This window comes from Paenibacillus silvae (assembly GCF_014639235.1).
GTDB classification, from domain to species: Bacteria; Bacillota; Bacilli; order Paenibacillales; family Paenibacillaceae; genus Paenibacillus; species Paenibacillus silvae.
In genome coordinates, this window is record NZ_BMFU01000002.1 from 775189 (window position 1) to 790568 (window position 15380).

At 45.5% G+C, this 15380-nt stretch carries 14 protein-coding genes; 4 read left to right on the forward strand and 10 right to left on the reverse strand.

The features are described from left to right. Window positions 1–4 precede the first annotated feature (4 nt). The 4 genes from IEW26_RS09370 to IEW26_RS09385 form a co-directional block, all read right to left on the reverse strand. A complete protein-coding gene (locus tag IEW26_RS09370) occupies window positions 5–793 on the reverse strand; it encodes a VOC family protein (protein ID WP_188592183.1) in 789 nt (262 codons plus the stop codon). 28 nt (window positions 794–821) lie between these two features. Then, window positions 822–1454 (reverse strand): TetR/AcrR family transcriptional regulator, encoded by a 633-nt coding sequence (locus tag IEW26_RS09375; RefSeq protein WP_188592184.1) that lies wholly within the window; start codon window positions 1452–1454, stop codon window positions 822–824. A 179-nt stretch (window positions 1455–1633) separates the two neighbouring features. Beyond that, a complete protein-coding gene (locus tag IEW26_RS09380; RefSeq protein ID WP_145402370.1) occupies window positions 1634–2506 on the reverse strand; it encodes a YitT family protein in 873 nt (290 codons plus the stop codon). Between the two features lie 140 nt (window positions 2507–2646). Then, window positions 2647–3003 (reverse strand): MerR family transcriptional regulator, encoded by a 357-nt coding sequence (locus tag IEW26_RS09385; protein ID WP_145402371.1) that lies wholly within the window; start codon window positions 3001–3003, stop codon window positions 2647–2649. Window positions 3004–3116: 113 nt separating this feature from the next. Between IEW26_RS09385 and IEW26_RS09390 the strand changes: the two genes are divergently transcribed. Further along, window positions 3117–3899 (forward strand): SDR family NAD(P)-dependent oxidoreductase, encoded by a 783-nt coding sequence (locus IEW26_RS09390; protein WP_188592185.1) that lies wholly within the window; start codon window positions 3117–3119, stop codon window positions 3897–3899. Window positions 3900–4038: 139 nt separating this feature from the next. Here the strand turns inward: IEW26_RS09390 and nspC are convergent, their stop codons facing one another. The 6 genes from nspC to IEW26_RS09420 form a co-directional block, all read right to left on the reverse strand. Then, a complete protein-coding gene (gene nspC / locus IEW26_RS09395) occupies window positions 4039–5166 on the reverse strand; it encodes a carboxynorspermidine decarboxylase (RefSeq protein ID WP_111268865.1) in 1128 nt (375 codons plus the stop codon). Window position 5167: 1 nt separating this feature from the next. Further along, entirely contained in the window at window positions 5168–6412 is a 1245-nt protein-coding gene (locus IEW26_RS09400; protein ID WP_145402373.1) for a saccharopine dehydrogenase family protein, read from the reverse strand. Window positions 6413–6994: 582 nt separating this feature from the next. Continuing rightward, window positions 6995–7462 carry a nucleoside deaminase gene (locus IEW26_RS09405; protein WP_373288446.1) on the reverse strand — a complete coding sequence of 156 codons (468 nt, stop codon included), beginning with the start codon at window positions 7460–7462 and terminating at the stop codon, window positions 6995–6997. 318 nt (window positions 7463–7780) lie between these two features. Continuing rightward, window positions 7781–8530, reverse strand: coding sequence for a gamma-glutamyl-gamma-aminobutyrate hydrolase family protein (locus tag IEW26_RS09410; RefSeq protein ID WP_188592187.1), 750 nt, complete (start codon window positions 8528–8530; stop codon window positions 7781–7783). 131 nt (window positions 8531–8661) lie between these two features. Then, complete coding sequence (locus tag IEW26_RS09415) at window positions 8662–10179, reverse strand: response regulator (RefSeq protein WP_188592188.1); 1518 nt, start codon at window positions 10177–10179, stop codon at window positions 8662–8664. A 17-nt stretch (window positions 10180–10196) separates the two neighbouring features. Beyond that, window positions 10197–11963 carry a sensor histidine kinase gene (locus tag IEW26_RS09420; RefSeq protein WP_229729757.1) on the reverse strand — a complete coding sequence of 589 codons (1767 nt, stop codon included), beginning with the start codon at window positions 11961–11963 and terminating at the stop codon, window positions 10197–10199. Window positions 11964–12224: 261 nt separating this feature from the next. Between IEW26_RS09420 and IEW26_RS09425 the strand changes: the two genes are divergently transcribed. The 3 genes from IEW26_RS09425 to IEW26_RS09435 all read left to right on the forward strand — a co-directional run bounded on the left by IEW26_RS09425 (window position 12225) and on the right by IEW26_RS09435 (window position 15304). After that, entirely contained in the window at window positions 12225–13490 is a 1266-nt protein-coding gene (locus IEW26_RS09425; RefSeq protein WP_188592416.1) for an ABC transporter substrate-binding protein, read from the forward strand. Window positions 13491–13599: 109 nt separating this feature from the next. Beyond that, window positions 13600–14472 (forward strand): carbohydrate ABC transporter permease, encoded by an 873-nt coding sequence (locus tag IEW26_RS09430; protein WP_188592189.1) that lies wholly within the window; start codon window positions 13600–13602, stop codon window positions 14470–14472. A 1-nt stretch (window position 14473) separates the two neighbouring features. Then, window positions 14474–15304 carry a carbohydrate ABC transporter permease gene (locus IEW26_RS09435; RefSeq protein ID WP_111268873.1) on the forward strand — a complete coding sequence of 277 codons (831 nt, stop codon included), beginning with the start codon at window positions 14474–14476 and terminating at the stop codon, window positions 15302–15304. Window positions 15305–15380: the final 76 nt, after the last annotated feature.

A 15380-nucleotide genomic window follows, 5' to 3' on the forward strand; every position in this document is an offset into this window, starting at 1 on the left:
CTTTTCAAGCCTGCTTCATGTAGATCGCCGTCCCATGGGCACACTCAGGCTGTAGCGAAAGCTTTGTGGCAATCGGCTGCGAGGTTAACAAATGAATTTCTGAAATCTGGTACTGCTTGGCTTGCCTGAGCACAATCGTATGCCCCTTTTCCAATACATACTCGCATTGCTGGCCATCGTCGGACCAGACCGCATCACCAAAGAACGGCTTATACTTGCTGACCCATTGTTCCAGCCCTGGGACATCGATAACAAGCTTATATATACCAAGCGCACCATTCGGATGTGTAAGCTCTTGTTCGCTGCATGGGACCGCGGGGCTATATGCGCTCATCAAAAAAGGCAGGTAGAAATCTGCAGGTGCAGCAATCCACCATGTTTGCTTTCGCCCATCTTGCAAAGTCTTGCTCATATTTATCTTTTTGCTGATGGCTGCCCCGGCTTGTTTCATCCTCGCCAAGGTTATCTGTGCATCCTCTGGAGGCACAAAATCAAGCGCATAATCCGTTATTCCCTCCGTACTCCTGATGTAATAGATATATCGGCTAATCATGGACGGATGAAGGGGACGCATCAGTTGAAGCACAGCCAGAATCAGCTTGTCCGGAGCTTTGATCGGTTTCGGGTTAAACAGCTCCAGGAAGGAGCCGTCGCGGAAATAAATGAGTGCATTATGTGCTGTTGCGGGATCAGTGCGGTACGTGACGGTAAAGCCCCATTTTTCGTAATCTTTAACCGTATGCTTCAGTTGCCTGGCTTTCAATAAGACATGTCCGATAGCAAGTTTGTTCATGCATATGGCCTCTTTTCTATTATTATCTTTACTGACTGTCGGTCTTCTCTAAAATAGTGCACCAGCCTGCGTATAAGAATGGGACAAGCAGACGTATGTATTCATTCGCTTCCACACGGGTCATTTTGGATGTAACAATTTCCAGCAGCTGTTTATAGTTTTGTTTGACCAGTAAGGCGATCACCCTTGCTGGCGGACTATTCTTCAGCAAGCCGAGTTGAAGCATTTTGTCGATATAGGCTTGTGTGGAAGCGATGTCCAACTCGATTAAGGAGTTGATAAAACCCTCCATTGAGGAGCCTGCCGCATGATTCAACAGTAAGTCGAATACGTCAAAATTCTCATAAATGTAGTCTACAAATTGATGGACTACTGTATCTGCAGCTGTTAAATCTGTAATAAATCCTTCCATGTTCAGCAGTTCCAACTGGCGGTCTGCTATTTCCTCCAGCTTGCTCTGTATATGATTGGCGGCTGGACCTACAACAGCTTTGAATAATACATCTTTGTTTGAAAAATAGCGGTAAATTGCCCCCGTGGTCATTCCTGCCCGCTGCGCAATGAAGCGCAAATTGGCACCTGCGAAACCCTTCTCCATAAATTCGGCTTTGGCGCACGCGAGCAGCCTCTGTTCTGTCAATTCAGCTTTGCTGGCAGTCACTGTCATCAACTCCTTCAACAAAAAATAACAATGTTATTTTATCATAGGCAGCCTGTTCTTACTATACGAACAACGTAATTAGCCATGTTTCACCCATTGCTCGCCTGATTCAGTTATGTTTAGTAAAAAAAAATAAGAAAAAGCGCCGACAAGAGGGTTTCTCTTATCAACGCTTGTTCTTAGTGAATGTCCTTCTTCTTGAAGTTGCCGCCCTTCACTTCGGCTACGTCGTAGACCACAACAAAGGCTGCAGGGTCAATCTCGTTAATGATATCCTTGATTTTACTTTCTTCCATGCGGTTGATTACACAGGTAATTTCCTTGAACTGCTCGTTGGAATAGCCGCCATACGCATCGGTATACGTTGCTCCGCGTCCAAGGCGGTCACGAATGGTCTCCACCATAATTTCAGGTTGAGTCGTAATGATTTTGAACGTCTTGGAACCGCTCAAACCTTCCTCAACAATATGTATTACTTTGGAAGCAATAAAGTATGCCAGTCCAGACAAAATAGCTCCTTGCAAGCCAAATACGGTTGAAACTACGATAAATACAAACATGTTCAGGAACAAAATCAGGTCACTCGTTCCGAACGGCAGCTTACGGGATAACAACACGGCAAGCATATCGATCCCATCCAGTGCTCCGCCGTTACGCAGTGCGAGACCCATACCAAAACCGATAATGATACCGCCCACAACCGTAACTAGAAGTGTGTCCCCTTCAATAATCGTCGGCACATGGTGCATGAGACTGGCACTGATGGCAAGTGATGCAATACCAATCACGGAGTACAGGGCAAAGCTTTTACCAATTTGCTTGTATCCGAGCCATACAAACGGAATGTTTAACAGTCCGATCAATAATCCAAGCGGTAATCCGAACAAATTCGAGCCAACGATACTTAGACCCGTAACCCCACCATCGGATACCTTGTTTGGAATCAGTATGGCCTCCAGGCCATACGCTGTGATGAATCCTCCGATAATGATGAGCAGAGCTTTAGAGAGGATTTTAAGCTGGTTTGATTTGTGCGCTTTGTGTTGATGCATTCCTTTTCCCCCTTGGTGAACGATAAACAGCTAAATATCAATAAACATAAAAAATAGTCTATAACAAAAATCACACATTTGGCAATAGAAGGTCATTGCAAAGCCAGCTCAGTCTGCTCATTTTATTCGACCTACATACATTATTTCCCGATAAATGAGCGATATGCTGTAATTTTAAGCTCCAGCATTTCATTAGCCGCATGGAGTGTATTCATCTGCTGCTCCACTGACTTCTTGTGGTCCTCCAGCAGCTTTAGCCGCTCAGAGGCTGTATGCTCGCCTTCCTGAAATAATGAAGCATATTGCTTGATTACAGCGATCGGCATCTGTGTTTCCTTCAATTTGATGACAAACTGCAGCCATTTCAAATGTGACTCGTTGTATCGTCTGTCTCCGCTGGCATCACGCAGCGGGATGATGATCTGTTCCTTCTCATAATAACGCAGCGTATGTGCGCTAATACCTAACATCTCGGCAACCTCTCCGATGGTATGCATTGTTGTTTTCACCTCCTGTAACTGAGTGCTTGACTTAGAGTAAACTCTAATCAGTATAATCAATTCGTGGTCATCCCACAATATAGATTGAATTGAACCCAGGAGGAATTCACATGAAATATACGGTCATTACAGGCGCCAGCTCAGGCATTGGATATGAAGCCGCTCTTGCTTTTGCAGCACGAGGCAAACATTTAATTCTCGCTGCCCGCAGAACAGAAGCATTGAATTCGTTAAAAAATAAAATAGCTGAACTTTATCCGCAGCTGGATGTTGTAATCCGTACCGTGGATCTGTCCATTGCTACAGAAGTACATGCCTTATATGAAAGCTTGAAGGATTACTCCATTGAAACGTGGATTAACAACGCAGGCTTTGGCAATTTTGCTTCCGTTGGCGAGCAGCATCTGCCCAAAATTGAACAAATGCTTCATCTTAATATCGAAGCTCTTACGATCCTCTCCACCCTGTATGTTCGAGATTATGCCGAGGTTCCAGGTACCCAGATTATTAACATCTCTTCAGGAGGCGGGTATACCATCGTCGCGGATGCGGTAACATACTGTGCAACCAAATTTTATGTAAGTGCATTTACAGAAGGCTTGGCACAAGAATTGAAAAGCAAAAATGTACCGATGCAAGCTAAAGTGCTTGCCCCTGCTGCCACAGAAACCGAATTTGCCGAACGTGCCTTTGATCTGGATCAGTTTGAATATGAAGGACGTGTACCCAAGTTCCATACTGCGGAGCAGATGGCAGGATTTTTGCTGGACCTCTACGATAGCGAATATGTTGTAGGCCTAGTGAACGGTTTAACCTATAATTTTGAACTGAAGAATCCGATCTTTCCTTATGCCGCAAGAGCAGCAAGCCAGCCTGTTGATTCACAGCATTAACTCAAATAGTACAGCTAGCTATACTGACCGCAATATAAATGAACTCGAAGCCTTCCCAAATGAGCAGTGGAACCGGGAAAATACGCGAAAAGAGCTGTTCCTGATCACATCAGATGTGATCCTGGAGCAGCTCTCTTTTTTAAGCCAAGCGCATTTTGAAATCCTGATATCCGAATTCACGAACGACTTCGCAATCGCCGTCTTTGCGTTTCACCGCAATCGCTGGCAGTGGCATGCCGTTAAACGTATTTGTTTTAACCATGGAGTAGATCGCCATGTCTTCAAATACGAGACGGTCCCCTTCTTTCAAAGGCTCATCGAAGGAGTAGTCGCCAATGACGTCACCAGACAGACATGTTTGTCCGCCCAGACGGTACAGATGGGGCTTCTCCCCCGCTTCACCTGAACCGATCAATGGCGGACGGTATGGCATCTCAAGCACATCCGGCATATGGCAAGTTGCAGAAGTATCCAAAATGGCGATATCCATGCCGTTCTTGTGGAAGTCCAGAACAGAAGTCACCAGATAACCTGCATTGAGGGCAACTGCTTCTCCCGGCTCCAGATACACTTCCAAGCCGTAATCATTTTGCATCCGTTTAATGCATGCTTCCAGTCTTGGAATGTCGTAATCTTCACGGGTAATATGATGTCCCCCGCCAAAGTTAATCCATTCCATCTGCGGCAGCCACTGTCCGAACTTCTCAACCACTGCATTCAGCGTTGTTTCCAGATCGTCCGAGTTTTGCTGACACAGCGTATGGAAGTGCAGTCCAGATACCCCTTCCAGCAGCTCTGCACGGAAATCCTCCTGCTTTGCGCCGAAGCGTGAACCTGGAGAACACGGATCATAGATCTCGTGTCCTTCCTGCGTGGAGCATTCCGGGTTCACACGCAAACCAACCTTACAACCAGCCTGCAGTGCTTTATCCTTGAATTTCGCCAGCTGTGAAAAGGAGTTGAAAATGATGTGATCACAGATCGAAACAATCTCATCCATCTCCTCCTCACGAAAAGCCGGAGCAAAAACATGATTTTCCTTGCCCATCTCTTCATGTCCGAGACGTGCTTCATACAAACCACTTGCGGTCGCACCGCTCAAGTATTCTCCAATCAGCGGATACATAGCTGTCATGGAAAATGCCTTCTGTGCAAGTACAATTTTCGCACCTGTACGCTGCATTACACCGTTCAGGATTTTCAAGTTTCTCTCAATCAAAGCTTCGTCAACAACAAAACAAGGCGTAGGCAGCTGTTCAAACTGCATCTTAGCGAACAAGCTCCGATTCTTTAGCTTTGGACTCTTCCGGCAGTGCATCAACCAGAACCGGATTGAAGTCTTCTACCCAAGGAAGGCCCCATTTGTTCAGTTCTTCCATGAACGGATCCGGGTTGAACTCTTCCACGTTGTATACGCCTGGTTTATTCCATTTGCCTGTCATCACCATCGCTGCGCCGATCATTGCCGGAACACCTGTAGTGTAAGAGATTGCTTGGGAGCCAACTTCTTTGTAGCACTCCTGGTGGTCACAGATGTTGTACACATAGTACGTTTTGTCTTGACCATCTTTTTTACCTTTGAAGATACAACCGATGTTTGTTTTACCTACAGTACGAGGTCCAAGGGACGCCGGATCAGGCAGAACAGCTTTCAGGAACTGCAAAGGAATGATTTGTTTACCTTCGAATTCGATTGGCTCGATCGAAGTCATGCCTACGTTTTCCAGAGCTTTCAAGTGAGTCAGGTAGCTTTGACCAAATGTCATGAAGAAACGGATACGTTTCAAGCCAGGGATGTTTTTCGCGAGAGACTCCAGCTCTTCGTGATACAACAGGTACATGTCTTTTTCGCCCACTTCTTTGAAGTCATAGACACGTTTGATTTCCATCGGTTTCGTTTCGATCCATTCACCGTTCTCCCAGTATCTGCCGTTCGCAGAAACTTCACGAATGTTGATCTCCGGGTTGAAGTTGGTAGCAAACGGGTAACCGTGATCGCCGCCGTTGCAGTCGAGGATATCAATGTATTCAATTTCGTCAAAATAGTGCTTCAATGCGTATGCAGAGAATACGCCAGTTACTCCCGGATCGAATCCACTGCCCAGCAGAGCAGTAATGCCCGCTTTTTCAAAACGCTCTTTGTAATCCCACTGCCAGCTATATTCGAATTTCGCCGTATCTTCAGGCTCATAGTTTGCTGTATCCATGTAGTGTGTTTTTGTAGCCAGGCACGCATCCATGATCGTCAGATCCTGGTATGGCAGCGCAAGGTTCATTACGATATCTGGTTGGAACTCATTGATCAAAGCGATCAGTTCATCTACGTTATCTGCGTCTACTTGAGCAGTCGTAATTTTAGTTTTACCGCCATCCAATTTTGCTTTCAAATCGTCGCATTTGGATTTTGTGCGGCTTGCGATACAGATTTCTTCAAAAACCTCGCTGTTTTGAACGCATTTGTGTACCGCTACAGAAGCCACGCCGCCGGCGCCGATAATTAGTGCTTTTCCCATTTTCTCATTCTCCTATCCCCATAATTAAGTTTTTTTGTTTTTTTCATAAAATTCCAAGACGTTCGCAGTTGTATTGTTTCATTATGCAACGTCCACCCGCTCCGAATACAATAAAAAAAGCAAGGTGAAAAATGTCGCATTTGCGCACACCATCACACTTGCTTGTCGATATACATCATAAAAAAGACGCGAAGACTCCATGACCAAAAAAGTCCACAAGAACTCCTTCGGCGGAAAGCTCCTTCATGTATATCAATATTGGATCAGAGTCTATATAGCAAATAATTCGCCTTTACCACTCTTATTGACCGTTTCACAAGTTGATGTGCAGATGCACTGGTTGTAAAGTAACCAACTTATAAAATTTGAGCTTTGAACTCAATCAATAAGGCAACAGAAGTTGCCAATCGGCATTTGACCCGGCTGTCCGTATGGCCTTAACTCCCTGATGGAAGTGGTCAAAAATTATCTGCTGGAAAGCTCTAATTCATATTGATAAATCAACTTTCCAAAATCACAGGTATTACACTATCAGACGTTTCTCTAAAAATCAAGAGATATTTTAAAATTAATTTTTCAGTTCTAATTTGTTTCAGAATGAAAGCGGTACCCGTCAAATACAGCGAGCCCCTCCTGATTAAGCACTTTCCCTGCTACCTCGGGCTTTTGAGGACTTTTCATAAATACTTCTTCACAGGCAATCATAATATTATCGCCAGCAATAGCAGCAAGCTGATCATGCGTCACACTGTACACAAGTCTTCCGAGATTTGACCACACCATCGCCCCGGAGCACATCACACAAGGCTCGCAGCTGGTATAGAGAGTATATTCGCTGAGATCAAAAATGTTATTTTCTGAACAGAAGGATCGGATAAGCCCGATTTCCGCGTGATGGGTGGGATCACAGAAACTGTTAATTTTATTTTCACCCTTCATCACGACTTTACCACCCTTTACCAGAATTGCCCCGAAAGGTTCGTTGCCTTCCGCTCTCGCCTGGAACGCAAGCTCAATCGCTTTTTGCATAAATATTCTATCATCATCCATCACAGGCCCCTCCATAAAGGTTAAGATTCGATGTAAATTATACCTTTTATAGTACACTACCTTGTTTATCTTCCGTATTGAAAATTAGATACATTTTATTTCAGTTACAAGTTTTTTTTTTCTTCAAATCGAAAAAATTGAGGAGCATTCATCTGTTTTTTATCCGTTTTACCGTATGATAAAAAAATCATAAAGATAGGAATGCCCCTCTGCCTTGATCTGAAATCTTGAAACGATTCTGACTCAAATATTTATATGGATATGACCGCCTTGAATAATCATAAGTCCCGAATGGATAAATAATCATTCAACCGAATGTTAGGCTGATGCTGATGACTCCGCCTTGTTCAGGCTTGAGATATGACAAGCATGAACAAATGCCCTAAACAAATGTCGACTGTACTCGTCCACGGCGTAACTATACTCCCGATGCCACTGAACAGCGAGCACAAACGAGCAGCCAGGCATGACGACAGATTCAATCAATCCATCCTCTGCAATCGCTGCAGCCACTAATTGATCGGATAACGTTTTAATGCCCTGATGGTGATAACTGTTAACCCGAATCTGGTCCGTCTTCAAGATATCATGAAGCAAATTATGCTTTTCAATATGTACGGAATGCACGAGATTGGTGTACGGGGGTTTTTGCTGATGAGTAATTTTCTGCTCTGCATCAAAAGCTGTGGGGATATCCTGATATAACGTTCCGCCTAATATAGCGTTAAACAGCTGTAATCCGCGGCATATGCCGAAGGCTGGTTTGCCCAGCGCAATCACTTTTTCAAACAGAACAGCCTCCATCCTGTCCCGCTCTATACACAACTCGCCACAGACGCTCTGCATCTGCTCACCGTAAAGCTCCGGATTCACATCTTGTCCACCTGTAAACAGAAATCCGTCAAAGGTGGTCGCCAGCGTTGTGATCGTATCCTCATCCGCCGTTAATGGCAGCATGACCGGTATCCCGCCCGACGCTTCAATCGCCTTCATATAATCAGGAAGCATCCAGTAGCTTTTTTTGTCCGTATCATACAGAGGCGTTACCCCAATCATCGGTTTGTTCATGCCGTGCGACCTCCTAATCCTGCTTTTTATCCTCTGAAAACTTGCTTCTATTTTATCAGAATTTCTACTGAATAATGTGCATAAAACCTTGCACTTCTGCACCTGAATGAATGCCTGCACCAATCCTCTGCTTATGAAAGATCGCTCAGCTGTTGCTTGTATTCCGTTGGACGAAGTCCCTTATATTCTTTGAACACCTTGGAAAAATAGTGTTGATCGGTGAAGCCCAGCAGCTCAGCCAGCTCTCTGAATTTCATCTCGGGCTGATCAGACATCAGACGGCAGGCTTCCTCAATTTTAAGGCGGTTATAGTATTGTACAAAAGTCACACCTGTTTCGCTCTTGATAACCCGGCTAACATAAGAAGGACTGATGTGGAACTTGTTCGCGATATCACGAATGGACAAGGCAGAGTATTTATTTAAACGTATATATTCATCAATCTTCTCAAATAATAGTGAACCGCTCCGTCGAACCTGTGATTGCAGCATATCAAAGCATTGCTCGATCCATTCCATCAGTTCCTTGCAAAAATCAGTGTATGCTGGCAAGTCCATCAGCTGTCTGCATCTCATCTCTAATGCGAGTCTCATTCCCGACCCCTGCTCTTCAAAAAGATGCGCAAACGTATCAACGATCAACCCCATGAAACGTTCAATCTCCGTCATATGCACATGCTCGTCAAGCCAGCGCTGAAGAAGTTCCGTAAGCTTGAGCGTAACATTTTCTTTGCGCAGCAGTTGAATCATTTGCACAAAGGAAGCCTCTGCCGCACTGTCCAGCACACCTGCTTCGGACCGAACCATAGAGATCGGATTGCCTGTATCCAGGGTGATGCCCTGCATGAGACGCTGCTGTTCAGCCAGCAGGGAGCCTATACGGTGATAGATGTCAGTTATATTCTCCCGTTCAGAAGACAGCGGCTGTCCTCCGATCATGACATTGATCTCATGTGTCGCAAGGGTTCTGCGTATCGTTTCAAGACATTCATACATGGAAGTATACGAATCCAAAGCACGGTGATGAACAAAAACGACATACTGATCTTCTTTTTGGCTTAAATACACCCGGCAGTAATGAGATGTGAAAAAAGAGTTCATCATAGCCTGAAGCTGTTGCAGCCCCCAAGCTCCTTTGTTTCCTGTAAAAGGTTGTCTGCGCATCATAATCATCACCTGAGTATAGAGCGGTGCATATTCACTGGGCTCTTGCCCTGCATCAATATGCTGCTCGTCAATAATTTCACGCAGATCAATCTGATTTTTCACTTTCCGTTGATCCAGCTGCTCTACAACTCTGCCGATGACCTCCTCCAGCGATTCCCGTTCCACCGGCTTTAACAAGTAATCAAATACCTGCAAGCTTAGTGCCTTTCTGGTGTATACAAAATCACTATACCCGCTGATCAATACAACCTGCAGATCGGGATTTGTCTCCTTGGCCTGTTCAATCAGCGCCAATCCATCCATTCGCGGCATACGGATATCCGTCAGAATCAAGTCAATATGATGCTTCCGGAATACTTCCAGCGCCTCCTCACCGTTGGCGGCTGTGGCCTCCACTTGCACAGGATACTCCAGGGATGAGAGAAGCATTTGAATGTTGCGCAGGATCGGTTTGCTGTCTTCCACAATCATCACATTGTACATCTGCTGTCCCTCCTGTGTTAATAAAAATCCTTGGTCAATGAACCGATGATCTGAACGGTAGCACCCTGTTCCTTGTCGGATGAATGATTGAATATATTCACAAACAATCGATTGCGGTACATGAGCTTGAGTCTATTGACGCTGTTGATTATACCCATATTGCCGAGGGCTGGCTGCTGACTCAGGACCATCTGTGATTCGTCATCTGCTGTCTGCAGCCTGTCCATGATTTCCTTGATTTTGTCCGCCTGGAACCCATCGCCGTTGTCTGTAATCTCAAGAGCCCATAGTCCGTTATATTGTTTCACTGTAATCCGGATACGCCAGGGAGGTGCTGTCCGGGTAAAGGCATGCTCTACACAATTTTCCACAAACGGCTGAATGACGAGCCGGGGAAGCTTAACCTCACTGCCCATTTCATCAGCGACAATTTCCCACTCCAGATCCTCCTCATATTTCTGTTGCACCAGCGACAGGTAATGACGGGTATGCTCCAGCTCTTCATCCAAAGTCACATGTGCATAGGGTGATGATACTATATAGCGCAGGCTCTCTGAGAGATGTTTGCACATATCGGATACAGCCCTGTTCCTGCCTTCCTGAGCAGCGATACTGATCAGATAAAGCACATTATGAATGAAGTGAGGCGCAATCTGAGCCTGCAGGGCCGAATTGCGGGCTTTCACCTCTTCATGCAAAGCCTGCTTTTCACGCTCAATGGATCGCTGTAACCGATGGAGCAAATCCTGGAAAGCTTCATTAAGAAGCAGCAGATCATTATTTTTAGGGGTCTTTTCCATTTTGAGATGCAAATTACTGTAATTCATACGCCAGATCTGACTGCGAAGCTTGCGAATCGGAAGCAGCAGATTACGTGTGGACACAAAAATGTATACAAAGGAAAACAGCATAAGGCCAGTAATCAGAAGAATGGACATCGTCTGCACGGAGCGAATGGGGCCCAGAACGGATGCTTTGGGCGTAATCATGTATGTAATCCAGCCTGTTTGTGGAGACATGGCATGTGTGATGTATTGATCAAACCTGTTGACATTCAACCCTTCCGAAGTTGACGGATTCATCCTTTCTTGTAACCGTCCGCTTCCGGCTTGCGAGCCCGTCATCTGTTCTCCATGCTCATTCAGAATATATACATCCCCTGCCGTAATACCTCCGGTCAGATTCTGAATATAAGCCTGGTCCATTTGAATGCTGAGATAACCATATACTTTGCCGTTCTGATCATTAATCGTACGTACAAAGGAGATATGATTGGACTGGCGCACCAGCACAAACCCCTGTTCCTGCCATGCGCGTCCTGCACGACTTTTATCCAGCATATCCCGAAGGAGAGCTGCGGGGTTACTGATGCCGAGATAGGATGTAAGCAGCACACCCTGTTTATCATAAATGGACATGTCCTTTATATTCATGCTTGGCCCAATGGCCTGGAACATAATATCCTTCAGGATGCGAATCTGCTTCAAGCGTTCATAATTATTCGGAGCAAGCGAGCTTTTGTTCATTGCGGTGAAAATATCCTTGTTGGATAATATGCGCTGTGACATTTGATTCTGCTGCTCAACATACAAATCCACCTGTTCTCGCACTTTTGTTGCGGCAATGAGCAAATCCTGCTCTGTTTTTTGTCTAAGCGGGGTAACCACCACGACATTAACGTAGACAATGAAACATCCTAGCACAAATAAAAGCAAAGCCAAGAAGGTTAGAAGCACCTTCGTTTGCAAGCTGAATTGCGGTGTACTCTTTACAAGTTTGAACATGTCCTGCATCACACTCCTGAATAACCATGGTGTTATATCCGGGCTTCAACGTTCCATGACCTACTGTATCACGGGCCTTCATGAAATGATAGCGATTTCAAGTTCAGTATTTTACACATGAATGTTCAACCACAGACATGTACCCACAGCATGAAAATATCTATAATCGGATGTGCAAACGGATTCAAGAGATGATCTAGAGGGGGATTCACATTGAAACTGCATAAAGCAAAAAAAGTACCAGCCTTGATATTGGCAAGTATGTTAACGATCGGACTTGCAGCCTGCGGATCAGACAGCTCGAACAACGGCTCATCAGCAGGTGAGGAGGGCAAAAACGCCAAGGTCACGCTTGAACTTGCCATTTCCAAAAGCTCACAGGATTCTGCCTTCATTCAGAAAGATGTGCTGGATGACTTCGAGAAAAAGACGAATATACGAGTGAACCTGCAGCTGATTCCCGCAGAGCAAACGACTACGGTGCTTCAGACCAAGCTGGCTGTTGACGAAACACCCGACATTATTCAGTACAACCTCGCAAGCGCAGTCACTGACCTGAATCTGGAGCGCAATTTCGAGATTCTGGACAACGAGCCCTGGGCCGGCAGAATTGTGAATAAAGACGTGCTTTCTTCTGGCGGTCACATCTATAGCTTCCATGTCAGTCAGGATACAGGCATGCAGGGCGTTGTATACAACAAGAAGATATTTGAGGAGCTCGGCTTATCCATTCCGAAGAATTATGAAGAATTTCTGGCCATCTGCGAGAAAATCAAAGCCAGCGGCATCACCCCTGTATTCATGCCATATAAAGATGCATGGGCAGCCAACATTTGGCCCGCTGCCGCTTTTGCTGATTTTGCCGCTAAACATGACCCTACTTTCTTCGACGATGTGAACAGCAACAAAAAAAAATGGTCAGATGTGCCTGAGTTCAAAACCTTTCTTGAACAGCAGTACGAAGTGTATTCCAAAGGATACACCAACGCAGATGTACTGAGTGACAGCTATGATATGGCCGTAGGCAAATTCCTCAACAAGGAAGTTGCCATGATGTTTATGGGAGACTGGCTGATTGAAGGGGTAGCAGAACAGGATCCAGGCATGGAGCTGGGGGTCTTCCCGATTCCATCTTCCGAAGATGCAAGTTTGGGTGCAAGTCCACTCGGCGGCCAGCTGTTTATCCCGAAAAAGTCCAAACATCTGGAAGAAGCCAAACAGTTCCTTGATTACATTGCCTCCAAAGACGTTGCACAAAAAATTGTGGACGCCAAAGGCTATGTATCCAATCTTAATGACGTTACTACACCTGAACTGCCGGCATACAAACAGGATATTGTCGACAATTACATTACACCGAAGAAAACCGTGCTCACAACAGATGCCTACATGCTGGTTGACCGCAGTGAGCTGTACCGTTTGCTGCAGGACCAGTTTGCAGGCGGCCTGACACCGGAGGAAGTATTGAAATCATGGGATGAGAAATTCAGCCAGCTGATGCAGGATAAAGGCATTTCCGGCTTCTAATTAACAGCAAGCAGAACAATACACATCCAATACAAAACCAAGGCAGCATAACACGGTCAGCTTCATCTGATGACAGGTTATGCTGTCTGCCTATAACGGAGCGTGACATATGAAACGGGCTAAAAATTTATATTCATACTATATGATATTTCCTGCGCTGATCATCTACTCTGTCTTCTTTGTTATTCCGGCCATCACAGGTTTTTATTATTCCTTTACAGATTGGCGGCTGGATCGACTCGAGTTAAGCTTCATTGGCTGGGATAATTTCAGGAAGATTTTTTCGGACAAAACGCTGATTCTGGCGCTTCAGAACACAGCCATCTTTGCCATTGTGACGGTGGTTGGCAAAAATGTCATCGGTCTGCTGCTCGCCGTAGGTCTGAATATGAGACTTCGCACCAAAAATCTGCTGCGGGCCATCTTCTACTCCCCCTCCATCCTCAGCATCCTGGTGATCAGTATTCTGTTTACGCCGATGCTGCGTACCGAAGGCACAATAAACAACCTGCTCGAAGCTATCGGACTCAGCTCCCTGAGTCAAGCCTGGCTGACGAATCCTACCATTGTCATCTGGACGATTGCCATCGTTTCCATCTGGCAAAGCGCAGGATTTCAGATGGCTATCTATCTGGCCGGTCTGCAATCCATTTCACAGGAATATTATGAAGCCGCCAAAATCGACGGAGCAAGCTCATGGAGAAGCTTTTTCAAAATTACACTGCCTCTCCTGCTACCCGCGATTAACATCAACCTGATGCTGACTTTAATTGGCGGACTGAAAGTGTTCTCGGAGGTTTACGTTATGACAGGCGGAGGTCCGGGCAATGCATCTCAGGTTGTAGGTACAATCATTCTGCGCTCCTTTGGAGAAGGAAACTGGGGGCTTGGAACAGCTGTGAACACCCTTCTGTTTGTTGTTGTGACCATTATCGCTATACCACTCCTGATTTTCATGCGGCGCAAGGAGGTTACGGAATAATATGAGCTATACTCGCAAACTCGCTATCCGCGACTTCATTGTAGAAGGTTTCCTGATTCTCGCTTCCCTGATCGTTTTGCTGCCACTTGTCATTCTGATTCTGGGATCGTTCAAAACCAGTGCAGAAGTGCTAAGTTTCTCGCTAAGTCTGCCGGAAAGCTGGCAATTTTCCAACTATGTTCGTGTCTTTCAGGAGGGTGGCCTGTCACGAGCGTTCCTTAACAGCATCTGGATTACGGGGATCTCTTCTATTATTAACATCGCCGCTTCATCGGCAGCTGCTTTCATTCTCGCCAGACGGGATACCCGTTGGTCCGGAACGATCTATATGTATTTTTTCATGGGGCTTATCGCGCCAATGTCGATCATCACAACCATCCGTGTAGTTCAAGGTCTTGGCTTCTACGGAAGCATTACAAGTGTGATCCTGATCTACGCTGCACTTAATACAGCGTTTAGTGTTTTCCTGTACAGCGGGTTTATCAAAACGATCCCAAGAGCACTGGACGAGGTTGCTTTTCTGGAAGGAGCCAGTGTGTTCGGTGTGTTCTTCCGCATCGTTACACCACTCATTCTGCCTGTAAATGCCACAGTAGCCATCATGGTATTTATGTCCGTGTGGAACGATATCACAATTCCGGTCTATTTCCTGACAGACAGCTCCACCTGGACCATGCCGCTATCCATCTACAACTTCTACGGCAAGTACAGCCGGGACTGGAATCTGATCTTCGCTAATCTCGTACTGACCTCCCTGCCTGTGTTCATTCTTTATCTGTTTGGTCAAAAATATATCGTCAGCGGCCTTACAGCCGGCGCAGTCAAAGGTTAAATATTACAACATCAAGCCCCCGTCACCAAACATGGACGAGGGCTTGATGTAAATCATGTAACTCGTGTAATTCATG

Coding starts and splice junctions, on each gene's coding strand:
- IEW26_RS09390 (WP_188592185.1), top strand. CDS start 3,117: ATGAAATATACGGTCATTACAGGCGCCAGCTCAGGCATTGGATATGAA.
- IEW26_RS09400 (WP_145402373.1), bottom strand. CDS start 6,412: ATGGGAAAAGCACTAATTATCGGCGCCGGCGGCGTGGCTTCTGTAGCG.
- IEW26_RS09420 (WP_229729757.1), bottom strand. CDS start 11,963: ATGTTCAAACTTGTAAAGAGTACACCGCAATTCAGCTTGCAAACGAAG.
- IEW26_RS09415 (WP_188592188.1), bottom strand. CDS start 10,179: ATGTACAATGTGATGATTGTGGAAGACAGCAAACCGATCCTGCGCAAC.
- IEW26_RS09370 (WP_188592183.1), bottom strand. CDS start 793: ATGAACAAACTTGCTATCGGACATGTCTTATTGAAAGCCAGGCAACTG.
- IEW26_RS09380 (WP_145402370.1), bottom strand. CDS start 2,506: ATGCATCAACACAAAGCGCACAAATCAAACCAGCTTAAAATCCTCTCT.
- nspC (WP_111268865.1), bottom strand. CDS start 5,166: ATGCAGTTTGAACAGCTGCCTACGCCTTGTTTTGTTGTTGACGAAGCT.
- IEW26_RS09385 (WP_145402371.1), bottom strand. CDS start 3,003: ATGCATACCATCGGAGAGGTTGCCGAGATGTTAGGTATTAGCGCACAT.
- IEW26_RS09425 (WP_188592416.1), top strand. CDS start 12,225: ATGTTAACGATCGGACTTGCAGCCTGCGGATCAGACAGCTCGAACAAC.
- IEW26_RS09435 (WP_111268873.1), top strand. CDS start 14,474: ATGAGCTATACTCGCAAACTCGCTATCCGCGACTTCATTGTAGAAGGT.
- IEW26_RS09410 (WP_188592187.1), bottom strand. CDS start 8,530: ATGAACAAACCGATGATTGGGGTAACGCCTCTGTATGATACGGACAAA.
- IEW26_RS09405 (WP_373288446.1), bottom strand. CDS start 7,462: ATGGATGATGATAGAATATTTATGCAAAAAGCGATTGAGCTTGCGTTC.
- IEW26_RS09430 (WP_188592189.1), top strand. CDS start 13,600: ATGAAACGGGCTAAAAATTTATATTCATACTATATGATATTTCCTGCG.